The sequence below is a fragment of the Massilia hydrophila genome, assembly GCF_020208145.1.
In the GTDB taxonomy this organism is placed as follows: Bacteria; Pseudomonadota; Gammaproteobacteria; order Burkholderiales; family Burkholderiaceae_D; genus Telluria; species Telluria hydrophila.
Map to the genome: position 1 here is coordinate 1,155,136 of NZ_JAHYBX010000001.1, position 12,685 is coordinate 1,167,820.

6 protein-coding genes are annotated in these 12,685 nt (G+C 71.2%); 5 read left to right on the forward strand and 1 reads right to left on the reverse strand.

Going from position 1 to position 12,685, the window contains the following annotated elements:
• Positions 1-116 precede the first annotated feature (116 nt).
• The 5 genes from recC to LE190_RS05325 all read left to right on the forward strand — a co-directional run bounded on the left by recC (position 117) and on the right by LE190_RS05325 (position 11,456).
• Positions 117-3,551 (forward strand): exodeoxyribonuclease V subunit gamma, encoded by a 3,435-nt coding sequence (gene recC, locus LE190_RS05305; protein WP_225237701.1) that lies wholly within the window; start codon positions 117-119, stop codon positions 3,549-3,551.
• Positions 3,548-7,210, forward strand: coding sequence for an exodeoxyribonuclease V subunit beta (gene recB, locus LE190_RS05310; RefSeq protein ID WP_225237702.1), 3,663 nt, complete (start codon positions 3,548-3,550; stop codon positions 7,208-7,210). The genes recC and recB overlap by 4 nt, the downstream gene beginning before the upstream one ends.
• Positions 7,197-9,155: an exodeoxyribonuclease V subunit alpha gene (recD, locus tag LE190_RS05315; protein ID WP_225237703.1), complete on the forward strand. Its 1,959-nt coding sequence runs from the start codon at positions 7,197-7,199 to the stop codon at positions 9,153-9,155. Before recB ends, recD begins: the two co-directional genes overlap by 14 nt.
• 30 nt (positions 9,156-9,185) lie before the next feature.
• Complete coding sequence (locus LE190_RS05320) at positions 9,186-10,160, forward strand: alpha/beta hydrolase (RefSeq protein ID WP_225237704.1); 975 nt, start codon at positions 9,186-9,188, stop codon at positions 10,158-10,160.
• A gap of 120 nt (positions 10,161-10,280) precedes the next feature.
• Positions 10,281-11,456, forward strand: a complete 1,176-nt coding sequence (locus LE190_RS05325) for an RDD family protein (RefSeq protein ID WP_225237705.1) — start codon at positions 10,281-10,283, stop codon at positions 11,454-11,456.
• Between the two features lie 52 nt (positions 11,457-11,508).
• Here the strand turns inward: LE190_RS05325 and LE190_RS05330 are convergent, their stop codons facing one another.
• Positions 11,509-12,480 (reverse strand): serine hydrolase, encoded by a 972-nt coding sequence (locus tag LE190_RS05330; RefSeq protein ID WP_225237706.1) that lies wholly within the window; start codon positions 12,478-12,480, stop codon positions 11,509-11,511.
• Between the last annotated feature and the right edge of the window lie 205 nt (positions 12,481-12,685).

Consider the following 12,685-nt stretch of genomic DNA (forward strand, 5'->3'; position numbering starts at 1 on the left):
GGCGCGGGAGGAGGGTGCCATCCGTGCCTTGTCAAAGGGCTACGGCCGAGCGTCAAGCCTTCCGCGCGGCCTCCAAACCGGGTATCCTTTGCCCCTTGAGCAACCCACCCATTCCGATGTCTTCCCCGATCACCCCAGGCTTGTTAATCTTGCACGGCAACCAGATGGAATTGCTGCGCAGCGCCATGTTCGACTGGCTGCGCGGCCATCCGCTCGGCCCGCTCGAGCAGGAGACCATCCTGGTGCAGTCGAACGGGGTGGCCGAGTGGCTCAAGATCGCGCTGGCCGAGGAGATGGGCGTGTGCGCGGCGACCCGGGTGGCGCTGCCTGCGCGCTTCCTGTGGGAGGCCTACCGCGGCATGCTGGGGCGCGAGCGCGTGCCCAGCCGCGCACCCTTCGACAAGGACCCGCTCACCTGGCGCCTGATGCGCCTGCTGCCGGCGCTGCTCGACGAGCCCAGTTACGCGCCGCTCAGGCAGTTCCTCGGCGATGGCTGTCCGGAGCGTCGCCTGCAGCTGGCCGAGCGCCTGGCCGACCTGTACGACCAGTACCAGGTCTACCGGGCCGACTGGCTGGCCGACTGGGAGGCGGGCCGCGACCAGCTGCGCCGCGCGGCGGGCGAGCCGCAGCCGCTCGCCCCCGACCAGCAATGGCAGGCCTGCCTGTGGCGCGAAATCCACGCCAGCGTGCCGCCGGAACAGCGCGCCAGTGGCCGCGCCAGCATCCACGCCCAGTTCCTGGCCGCCGTCGAGGAAGGGCGCGCGCCGGTGTCGCGTCTGCCGCGCCGGGTGATCCTGTTCGGCATGTCGACCCTGCCGTACCAGACGCTGCAGGCGATCGCCGCGCTGTCGCGTTACACCCAGGTATTGTTCGCGGTGCCCAATCCATGCCGTTTCTACTGGGGCGACATCATCGAGGGGCGCGAGCTGCTGAAGGCGGCGCGCCGCCGCCAGCAGCCGCGCGGCGGCCTGGAACTGGCCAGCGTGCCGGTCGAGGAATTGCACATGCACGCCCACCCGCTGCTGGCCAGCTGGGGCCGCCAGGGGCGCGACTTCGTCCGCATGCTCGACGAGTTCGACGGGGGCGAGGGCGCGCGCTACGCGCAGTTCGGGGCCGAAAGCCTGCGGGTCGACCTGTTCGACGAATCCGAAGGCGTCACCCTGCTGCAGCAGGTGCAGGCCGCAGTGCGCGACCTGCTGCCGCCCGGCGAGCATCCGCGCACGCCGCCGCCCCGCGAAGACCGTTCGATCGAGTTCCACATCGCCCACAGCGTCCAGCGCGAGGTCGAGGTGCTGCACGATCAGCTGCTGTCCTGGTTCGCCCGCGACCCGGGCCTGCGTCCGCGCGACGTGGTGGTGATGGTGCCCGACATCGACCTGTTCTCGGCCGCCATCCACGCGGTGTTCGACCAGCATCGCCGCAGCGACCCGCGCCACATTCCCTTCGAGATCGGCGACATGCGCGACCGCAGCGTGAATCCGCTGCTGGTCGCGCTCGAATGGCTGCTGCGCCTGCCGCAGCAGCGCTGCCGCCAGAGCGAGGTGCGCGACCTGCTCGACGTGCCGGCGGTGGCCGGGCGCTTCGGCCTGCAGGCCGAGGACCTGCCGATCCTGGGCCGCTGGATCGAGGGCTCGGGCGTGCGCTGGGGCCTGGACCGCGCGCACCGCGCCGGCCTGGGCCTGGCCTCGGTGGGCGAACAGAATGCCTGGATCTTCGGCGTGCGCCGCATGCTGCTCGGCTACGCCAGCGGCGCGGGACGCAGCTTCGGCGACATCGAGCCCTACGCCGAAGTGGGCGGACTGGACGCCGCGCTGGCCGGTTCGCTGGCCCAGTTCATCGACAGCCTGCTGCACTACCGCGCCGCGCTGGCCGAAGCGCGCACCCCGGCCGCCTGGGGCGAGACCGCGCGCGCGCTGCTGGCCGCGTTTTTCCAGCCCGCCGTGGAAGCCGACCGCCTGACCCTGGCCCAGCTGAACGATGCCCTGCAGTGCTGGCTGGAGACGGCCGACAGCGCCGGCTTCGAGGAGCCGGTGCCGCTGGCAGTGATGCGCGAATCCTGGCTCAAGCAGCTCGACCAGCCGACCCTGAACCACCAGTTCGTCTCCGGCGGCGTGACCTTCTGCACCCTGATGCCGATGCGCGCCGTGCCATTTCGCGTGGTGTGCCTGCTCGGCATGAACGACGGCGACTTCCCGCGCCGTTCCCATCAGGCCGACTTCGACCTGCTCGGCTTGAGCGGCATGGCGCGTCCGGGCGACCGCTCGCGCCGCGACGACGACCGCTACCTGATGCTGGAAGCGCTGCTGTCGGCGCGCGACAAGCTGTACGTGAGCTGGGTCGGGCGCAACGTGCGCGACAACAGCGAGCAGCCGGCCTCGGTGCTGGTGGCCCAGCTGCGCGACTACCTGCAGGACGGGTGGGACCTGCGCCTCGACGAGCGCACCACGGAGCATGCGCTGCAGCCCTTCAGCCGCCGCTATTTCGAGCGCGGCGGCCTGCTCACCTATGCCGGCGAATGGCGTTCGGCGCACGCCGAGGCGGCGGCGGATGTGGTGGAGACGCTCCCGCCCTACGAGCTGGAACCGGGATTCGTGCTCAAGCTGGGCGAGCTGGCGGCCTTCCTGCGCCAGCCGGCGCGCTACTTCTTCCGGCGCCGCCTCGGGGTCGTGTTCGCCGATGCCGCCGTGGTGGGCGAGGACGAGGAACCGTTCGCGCTCGACGCGCTGGAACGCTACTTCGTGGAAGACCACCTGCTCGACGACAGCGGCCCGCCAGAAGCGCCGCACGAGGTGCGCGCGACCCTGATGGCGCGCACCGAGCGGCTGGCGCGCGAGGGCGTGCTGCCGATCGGCCTGCTGGGCCGCCACTGGCAGCAGGAGCTGGTCGATGGCCTGGTGCCGGTGCGCACTGCCTGGCTGGCGCTCGGCCTGCGCTTCCCGCACCCGGCGCCCAAGCGCGCCGTCAGCCTGGGCCTGGACGACGGCCATGGCCAGCAGCTGCTGCTGGACGACTGGATCGACCGCCTGCGCAGCGACGGCGTGCAGAACGCCTGGCTGATGCAGGTGTCGTCGAAGGTGCTGGACCGCGACGGGCGCCCGCGCGGCGACAAGCTGATCGGTCCCTGGCTGCGCCAGCTGGCCGCGGCCGCGGCTGGCGCTCCCGTGGCCGGCCACCTGGTGGCGCGCGACGCGCTGCTGGCGATGGCGCCGCTGGACCCGGTCGACGCGGCCGCCACCCTGCACGACTTGGTGCGGCTGTGGCGCGCCAATCTCGACCGCCCGCTGGGCGTGGCCTGCAAGGCCGCGCTCGCGCTGCTGCAGGAAGGCGCCGGCGAAGCCGAGGCGCGCCTGGTGTACGACGGCGGCTACGAGCTCAAGGGCGAAGTCGAGGAACTGTGCCTGGCGCGCCTGTGGCCGGATTTCGCCGCCCTGGTGGCGGCCGGCGACTGGCCGCACGTGGCGCGCGACCTGTACGGCCCGCTGGCCGACTGGATCGCGAGCGCGCTGCAGGTGATGCCGCTGGCGGCGCTCCAGGAAGGGGCGGCGCGATGAGCCAGCTGCTCGATCCCCTCGACTTTCCGCTGCACGGCTCGCGCCTGATCGAAGCCTCGGCCGGCACCGGCAAGACCTGGACCATCGCCGCGCTCTACCTGCGCCTGGTGCTGGGCCATGCCGGCGCCGGCGGCGACAGCGGATTCGCGCGCCCGCTGCTGCCGAGCGAGATCCTGGTAATGACGTTTACCCGTGCCGCGACCCGCGAACTGGCCAAGCGCGTGCGCGAGCGCCTGGTGGAGGCGGCCGCCTTCTTCCGCGGCCAGCTGGACAGCGCCGACCCTTACCTGGAGCAGCTGATCGAGGCATACCCCGGCGAGGCCGAACGCAGCCTCGCCGCGCACCGCCTGGTGCTGGCCGCCGAGACCATGGACGAGGCCGCGATCTTCACCATCGACGCCTGGTGCCAGCGCATGCTGCGCGAGCACGCCTTCGATTCGGGCAGCCTGTTCGACGAAGAACTGCTGAGCGACGAGCGCGCCCTGTTCGAGGATGCGGCCCACGACTACTGGCGCCAGCACGTGTATCCGCTGGGCGAGGGGGCACTGGCCTCGGTGCGCGCCTGCTGGAAGGACGTGGCCGCGCTCAAGGCCGGCGTACGCGAGCTGGTGACACGCACCCACCTGCTGGGCCCGTGCGCAGCGGAGCCGCTCGGCGTGCTGGTGGCGCGGGTGGAAGGCGCGCTGCGCGGCGAGCTGGCCGGGCTGAAGGAGGGCTGGGCCGCGCGCGCCGACGCCATGGAGGGCTGGATCGCCGCCCAGCGCGAGCGCCAGCCGAAGTGCTTCAACGGCACCAAGATGCGCGCCGACTCGCTGGTGAAATGGTTCGAGGCCCTGCGCGCCTGGGCCGCCGACCCGGTGCAGGTAGCGCCCGACCTGAACGACACCGCCTGGCGCCGCCTGTGCCCGGACGGCATCGTGGACGCCTTCAGCAAGGACTTCGTGGCCGAGGTGCCGGACTGCTTCGGCTTCACCGCGCCGCTGCGCGAGGCGCTCGGGCGCCTGCAGCCGCTGTCGCACGCGCTGCTGCGCCACGCGGCCAGCCACATCGCCGCCCGCATGCGCGAGCTGAAGGCCAGCAGGCGCCAGTTCGGCTTCGCCGACATGCTGCAGCGCCTGAAGGACGCCCTCGAAGGCGGGCCGCAAGCCGGAGAGGCGCTGAGGCGGCGCATCATCGCCCAGTATCCGGTGGCGATGGTCGACGAATTCCAGGACACCTCGCCCGACCAGTACCGCATCTTCAACCTGCTGTACCGGGTGGCGGACAACGACCCGGAGCGCGGCCTGTTCCTGATCGGCGATCCGAAGCAGTCGATCTACGGCTTTCGCGGCGCCGACATCCACAGCTACCTCGACGCGCGCCGCGCCACCGCGGGCCGCCACTACCAGCTGGGCGTGAACTACCGCTCCACGGCGGCGCTGGTGGACGCCGTCAACCAGCTGTTCCGCCATGCCGAAGGCGATGGCGACCATCCCGGCTACCCGGGCGGGGCCTTCCGCTTCCGGCGCGGTGCGGACAATCCGCTGCCCTTCGAGCCGGTCCGGGCCAAGGGCCACCGCGAGCGCCTGGTGGGCGCCGGCGGCGAGCAGCCCGCGATGGCGCTGTGCTGCGCCGGCCCGATGAGCCAGGAAGCCTACCGCGAGGTCTTTGCCCACCACTGCGCCGAGCACATCGTCGGCCTGCTGGGTGACGAACGGGTCGGGTTCTCGGACGGCGAGCGCTTCCGGCGCCTGATGCCGGCCGACGTCGCGATCCTGGTGCGCGACCGCGGCGAAGCGGCCGCCGTGCGACGTGCGCTGGTGCAACGCAAGGTCGCCAGCGTCTACCTGTCCGACAAGGATTCGGTGCTCGAGAGCGAGGAGGCGGCCGACGTGCTGCGCTGGCTGTACGCGGTGGCCAATCCGCTCGACGGCACCCTCGCGCGCGCCGCCTTCGCCACCCGTACCGCCGGCCTGCCGCTGGGCGAACTGGCGCAGCTGTCATCGAACGAGGTGGCGTGGGAAGCGCGCGTCGAGCAGCTCAAGAACCTGCACCTGGCCTGGCAGCGCCAGGGCGTGCTGGCCATGCTGCGCCGCTTCGTGCACGAACTCGGGCTGCCGGCGCGCCTGCTCGGGCAGCCGGGCGGCGAGCGGCGCCTGACCAACCTGCTGCACCTGGCCGAGCTGCTGCAGGAGGCCAGCACCCAGCTCGAAGGCGAGCAGGCCCTGATCCGCTGGCTGGCGGAGCAGGTCGATGGCCTGGGCGAAGGGGGCGACGAGCGCGTGCTGCGCCTGGAAAGCGACGCCGAACTGGTCAAGGTGGTCACGGTGCACAAGTCCAAGGGCCTGGAATACCCGCTGGTCTACCTGCCGTTCGCGGTGAGCGCGCGCCGGACCGACCGCCGCCGGCGCGCCTTCTTCGAGTTCGTCGGCCCGGATGGCGCGCGCCACCTCGACCTGCAGCTGAGCGACGAAGCACTCGAGGCGGTCGACCGCGCGCGCCTGGAAGAAGACCTGCGCCTGCTGTACGTCGCGCTCACCCGTGCGCGCCATGCGCTGTGGCTGGGCGCGGCGCCGGTCAGCGGCCGCAGCAAGGGCGAGAACCGGTTGCATGAGTCGGCGCTCGGCTACCTGGCGGGAGGCGGCGAGAAGATCGCAGCCGAACTGCTGCGCGAGCGCCTCGAGCGCCTGTGCGGCGCCGTCCCCGGCATCGTGCTGCACGACCTGGCGGCGGCCGAGGGCTGCACCCTGCTGGTACGCGAGGATGCGCGGCCCGAGCTGCTGGGCGCGCCGCGCTACGAGGCCAGCTTCGAGCGCGACTGGTCGATCGGCTCGTTCACCTCGCTGGTGCGGCATGCCGTGCCGCCGGCGCCGATGCGCGCCCAGGAACAGACCCTGCTCGAGGAGGCGCCGCAGGCGGTGACGCCGCCGCGCATCGAGGACGCGCCCTGGCACCGCTTTCCGCGCGGCTCGGTGCCGGGCAACTTCATGCACGAGCAGCTCGAATGGATGGCGCAGGAAGGCTTCGAACGCGTCGGCGAGCCGGACTTCATGGCGCGGCTTGGCCAGCGCATCGAGCGCGCCGGCTGGGGCCACCGGCTGGACGATGCCCTGGCCTGGCTGCAGGCGGTGGCCGGCACGCCGCTGCCGCCGCTCGGCGTGGCCCTGTGCCAGCTGGCCGGCGACACGGTGCCGGAGCTGGAATTCTGGTTCCCCAGCGAGCGCCTCGACGTGGGCCGGCTCGACCGCCTGTGCCGCAGCCGCATCATGAAGGGCCTGGAGCGTCCGACCCTGCCCGAGCGCGTGCTGCACGGGATGCTCAAGGGCTTCGCCGACCTGGTGTTCGAGCACGAAGGCCGGTTCTGGGTGCTCGACTACAAGTCCAATGCATTGGGGCCGGGCGACGCTTCCTACAGCCAGGCCGCGATGGCGCTGGGCATGGCCGGACACCGCTACGACATCCAGGCCACCCTGTACATGCTGGCGCTGCACCGGCTCCTGCGCAGTCGCCTTGGCGCGGCCTACGATCCGCCGCGCCAGCTGGGCGGCGCCGTGTTCCTGTTCCTGCGCGGGATCGCGAACGCCGACACGCGCGGCTGCTGCGTGCTGGCACCCGACCTGGAGCTGCTCGATGCGCTCGACGACCTGCTCGACAAGGAGGATGGCGATGGCGCGCGCTGAAGCGAACCCGGAAGCGCTGTGGAACGAACTGGCGCGGCTGAGCGAGACCGGCGCGCTGCGCCGCCTGTCCTGCGCGTTCGCGCGCTTCGTCGCCTCGCTCGCCAATGGCATGCCGGCGCCGCCGGCGCTGGTACTGGCGTCCAGCGTGCTCTCGGAGCTCGAAGGGCAGGGCCACAGCTGCCTGCTGCTGTCCGACCTGGCCGCCGGCCCGGCCGCGCTGCTCGGCTGGGAAGACGAGCAATGGAAGGAACTGGCGCGCTGCGCCGGACCGCTGCCGCGCACCGCCCAGGGCTGGGCCCAGCAACTGGGCGGCTGCGCCCAGGTATGGGCAGTGGGCGCCTTCGACTACGACCAGCCGCTGGTGCTCGATGGCGACCGCCTCTACCTGCGCCGCTACTGGCGCGACGAGATGCTGGTGGCCCAGGCCGTGCGTGAGCGCGCCGGCCGCCGCATCGATGTCGATGCGGAGGCGGTGCGCGGCTGGCTCGACGGCCTGTTCGCGGCCCGGCCGGAACAGGAGGGACCGGACTGGCAGAAGCTGGCCTGCGCAATCGCCCTGCGCGGCTCGGTCGCGATCATCACGGGCGGTCCCGGCACTGGCAAGACCTATACCGTGGCGCGCCTGCTGGCGCTGCTGTTCGCCACCGCGCCGCAGGCCGGCAGCCAGCGCATCGCCCTGGCCGCGCCGACCGGCAAGGCGGCCGCGCGCCTGAAGCAGTCGATCGACAAGGCGCTCGGCGAACTGGCCGACAGGGCCGGCGCCGCGCTGCCGCTGCGCGAGCTGACCCAGCGCATGGGCGCCGCGCGCACCCTGCACAGCCTGCTGGGCGCGCGCCCCGACACCCGCGCCTTCGCCCACCACCGCGGCAACCCGCTCGATGTCGATGTCCTGATCGTGGACGAAGCCTCGATGGTGCACCTGGAAATGATGGCCTCGCTGCTGGACGCGCTGCCCGCGTCCGCGACCCTGATCCTGCTGGGCGACAAGGACCAGCTGGCCTCGGTGGAGGCGGGCGCCGTGCTGGGCGACCTGTGCCACAACGCCGGCGCCGGCGGCTACACGGCGGCCACCTGCGACTACGTGCTGGCCGCCAGCGGCGAAGCCGTTCCGGAGGAGTTCCAGGGCGACGCCGGCGCCCTGGCCCAGCAGACCGTGATGCTGCGTCACAGCCGCCGCTTCGGCGGGCCGATCGGACAGCTGGCGCTGGCGGTGAACGCGGGCGACGCGCTGCGTGCCGAAGCCTTGCTGCGCGCCGGCGAGCAGGGCGTGCGCTGGATCGAGAACGCCCAGCAGCAGCAGCTTCTGCAGCTGGCCCAGTCGGGCTACGGCCCCTACCTGGATGTGTTGAATACCGGCTACCGGCCCGGATTGAACACGAATCATGAAGAATGGGTGCGCCAGATCCTGCAGCGCTTCGAATCCTTCCGCATCCTGTGCGCGGTGCGCGACGGCGAGTGGGGCGTGGCCGGCCTGAACGAGGCGGTGGCGGCGCGCCTGGCGGCGGCTGGCCTGCTGCGCCCGCAGGGCGACTGGTATGTCGGGCGTCCGGTGATGGTGACCCGCAACGACTACGGCACCGGCGTCTACAACGGCGATATCGGGCTCACCCTGCCGGACCCATCCCGCCCGAACGCGCTGCGCGTCTATTTCCTGGAGGGCGATACGGTGCGCAGCGTGCTGGCGACCCGCCTGCGCAATGTCGAGACGGCGTTCGCGATGACGGTGCACAAGTCGCAGGGCTCGGAATTCCGGCATACGGTGCTGGCCCTGCCGCGCGAACGCGGCGCCGTGCTGACGCGCGAGCTGGTGTACACCGGGATCACGCGCGCCAGCGAATTGTTCACCCTGGTGTCGCCGCCGGGCGCGGTGCTGGCCGAAGCCATCGCCGCGCGTACCCACCGGACCAGCGGCCTGCGCGGCATGATCGCGCCGACCTCGCGCTAAGGCGCTGAGGCGCCAAGCCATCAAGGGGCCATGTCCATGTCGCGCGCCGCCTTCCTGCTCGTCCCTGTCCTGACTCTGGCGCTGGCCCTGGCTGGGGGCGCGAACGCCGGGGAGCAGGAGCGCCCGCGCGAAAGCGCGGTCCAGCTCGAGCGTGGCGGGGTCCTGGCGGGCACCCTGGCGCTACCGGAGGGCGGGATGCCGGTGCCGGTGGTGCTGCTGATTGCCGGTTCCGGCCCCACGGACCGCAACGGCAACAGCCCCGGGATGCGCAACGACAGCCTGCAGGGCCTGGCCCATGCGCTTGCCGAGGCCGGCATCGCCAGCCTGCGCTACGACAAGCGCGGCGTGGCCGGCAGCCGCGCCGCCGCCGTGCGCGAGGCCGAACTCAGCCTCGATGGCTACGCCGACGATGCGGCCGCCTGGCTGCGCCTGCTGAAGGGCGATGCGCGCTTCGGCAAGGTAATCGTGGTCGGACACAGCGAAGGCGCGCTGGTCGGCATGCTGGCCGCCGGCCGCGCCGGCGCCGATGGCTTGGTGGCGCTGGCCGGGCCGGGCCAGCGCCTGTCGGACGTGCTGCGGCGCCAGCTGGCCGGCAGGCTCCCGCCCGCGCTCATCCCGGACAGCGAACGCATCCTTGCCAGCCTGGAACGCGGCCAGCTCACGGAAGAGGTGCCGGCCCAGCTGGCGCCGCTGTTTCGCCCCAGCGTGCAGCCCTACCTGGTGTCGGCGATCAAGTACGACCCGGCCGAGGAACTGCGCAGGCTGGCGATGCCGGTGGCCGTGATCCAGGGCAGTACCGACCTGCAGGTGGGCGTCGAGGACGCACGCCGCCTGCAGGCCGCGCGGCCGGGCACGACGCTGGTGGTGGTCGACGGCATGAACCATGTCCTGAAGATGGCGCACGGGGACCTGGCGGCGCAGCTGCCGGCGTACACCCAGCCTGGTGGGCCGGTGGCGCGCGAACTGGTGCAAGCCCTGCTGCGCTTCGTGCGTGGCTTGCCCTGATACGCTTGAGCGAAACCAAACCTGCGGCGGGCCGGCCGGCGCTCGCCGAACTCGGCCATTGGGAGGTGGTCCTACCGTTCTGGAAGCACCCCCCTTTCATCCCGGCGCAAGCGCTCATCCATGCAGCGATTCGATCAGCAGAAGCCCGTCCTGTTTCGCGGTACCGGATTCGGGACCGCCCTGGAGCCGGCGTGGCCGGGCGGGTCGCCGCCCGAGCTGGCGCTCGACTGGAAGGCCGGGGCCTGGGCGCGCTGGTGTGCGCGCAGCTTCGACGTGTGGTGGGAGACCGCCCTGGTGGCGACGCTGCTCGGCCTGCTCCTGTGCCGCCATTCTTCGGCTTTCCTGCAATGGCTGGAAACGCCCTTCGGCTGGAAACTGTTCGGCCTGGCCTGTATCCCGGCCGGGCTGCTGCTCGATGCGCTGCTGCACACCGTGGCCGGCAATACGCCCGGCAAGGCGCTGCTCGGGCTGCGCCTGGAGCGCGCCGACGGGTGCCATCCCGGCTTGTCCGAGCTGGCGCAGCGCAATGCGCGGCTCTGGTGCAGCGGGCTTGGCCTTGGCTTGCCCCTGCTCAGCCTGTTCACGATGGCGCGCCAGGCGCTGCGCCTGCGCAAGGACCTGCCGGCCAGCTATGACGGAGCGCTGTACCTGGTGCGTGCCCGCCCGGTCGGACGCCTGCGCAAGGCGGTGTTCGGTGCCGCGTTCTGCAGCCTGTTCCTGCTGATCGTCGCGCTGGACGCCGCCGACCGCCAGGATGCGCGCGAAATCGCCGAACTGAAGGCCGCGCCCCCCTACGGCTGGACCAATCCACTGACCGGGAACCGGGTGCTGGTCGCGCCGCAATGGCTGGCGGAGGACGCCGGGCCGGAAGACGAAGGAGAAGAGGGGGACGGCCATGGCGGCGCGGCACCTGGCAGGGCGCGTTACCGCTTCACCCTGCATGGTGGCCACGCCGTGGTCCTGTTCAGCGTGGAAGCGCAGGACGGACGCGGCCTGCGCGAACATGTCCGTGCCCACGCCCGGCAGGACCACGGCGAGGCGCTGGCGGACGAAGCCGCGCCTGCCGGCGGGCGGTACGGCATGTTCCGCGGCCATCCGTCCTGGACCGGCATGGCGGAGGGAAGGTACAGCGCGCTGCGGGTGCAGTCCCGCATCGTCGAGGCGGATGGCAGGTTCTGGCGGGTGGAGTTGCTGCAGTCGCCACCGGTCGCCTACACCGACGACCTGGTGCAGGCCCTCGGCCAGGCCTTGTGGGATTCCGTCCTGGGTACGCCGGACGCGGCGGCGGGAAAATGACAAAGGGGCCACCTGGCCCCTTGTTATCCGAAAACCGGCCCCGCTTGGCGGCTTATTTCTTGCGGCGCTTCGGCGTCACCTTCACCTTGCCGCGTTTCTTGACCGTCTTCAGCTTGGCATTGCCGGCGCTGGCCTTGATGCCGGCACGGTTGGCGCTTGCCTTGATGCTGCCGCGCTTGGACGCGGCCTTGAAGCGCGGCGCGCGGTTCGAGGCCTTGGCCACGCGTACCGGCGCTTGTTCGCCGGCGATGAAGCGGCGTACATTGAGGGCGTCGAGGATGCGCGCCGAGGACGCGCCCGCATTGAGCAGCACCATGGTCGCGTTCTTGCCGGCGGCCGTGATGTTCATGATCAGGCAGCGCCCGGCTTCCGAGGTGTAGCCGGTCTTCGACAGGCCGATGTCCCAGCCCTTGGCACCGACCAGGCGGTTGGTGTTGCGGTACTCGACCTCGCGCCCATTGATGTTGATCAGGTTCTTCGAGTCCGTCGTCATGTTGGTAATGACGGCATACTTGCTCGATGCGGCCGCCATCTTGACCAGGTCGCCGGCGGTGGAGCGGTTGCGCGGCGACAGGCCGGTCGGCTCCTCGATCACGGTCTGGGTCATGCCAAGCGCGCTGATCTTGCGCTTGACCGCCGCCTTGAAGCCGTCGGTGCCGCCCGGGAAGGTACGCGCCAGCGCCGCCGCGGCGCGGTTGTCCGAGGACATCAGCGCCAGCTGCAGCACGTCGCGGCGCGAGATCAGGGCGCCCACCGGCACCCGCGAGCTGCTGTGCTTGAAGGTGTCGACGTCGCTGCGGTCGATCTCGATCAGCTCGTCCATGTCCTGCTTGGCATCGAGCACGACCATGGCCGTCATCAGCTTGGTCAGCGAGGCGATCGGGACGACGCGGTCGGCATTCTTTTCCAAAAGAATCTTGCCAGTGTCATCTTCTACCACAAGCACCGACTGGGAGCCGAACGGCACCGCGAATGCGGCGGCCGAAAACGACATCAATACGGTGGCAAACAATTTTTTGAGCATTGTCGGGTTCAGGAGTGGTTGCGTTGAGCGGGAGGCATGCCACGGATGGGCACACAGTCAACTGTCTAGCTGTAGGGCAACTACAGGAGATGCACGATAGCATCAAGCATGATGCATGTCTATGGCGCACAGGCAAAAATGGGCTTGTAACCCGGAATTTTGTTGGGAACGGACATTCTGCTGACATTGTGCCCACGGGCACCGC

Excerpts from the sequence above, each read along its gene's own strand:
- recC (WP_225237701.1), top strand. The coding sequence starts at position 117 with ATGTCTTCCCCGATCACCCCAGGCTTGTTAATCTTGCACGGCAACCAG.
- recB (WP_225237702.1), top strand. The coding sequence starts at position 3,548 with ATGAGCCAGCTGCTCGATCCCCTCGACTTTCCGCTGCACGGCTCGCGC.
- recD (WP_225237703.1), top strand. The coding sequence starts at position 7,197 with ATGGCGCGCGCTGAAGCGAACCCGGAAGCGCTGTGGAACGAACTGGCG.
- LE190_RS05320 (WP_225237704.1), top strand. The coding sequence starts at position 9,186 with ATGTCCATGTCGCGCGCCGCCTTCCTGCTCGTCCCTGTCCTGACTCTG.
- LE190_RS05325 (WP_225237705.1), top strand. The coding sequence starts at position 10,281 with ATGCAGCGATTCGATCAGCAGAAGCCCGTCCTGTTTCGCGGTACCGGA.
- LE190_RS05330 (WP_225237706.1), bottom strand. The coding sequence starts at position 12,480 with ATGCTCAAAAAATTGTTTGCCACCGTATTGATGTCGTTTTCGGCCGCC.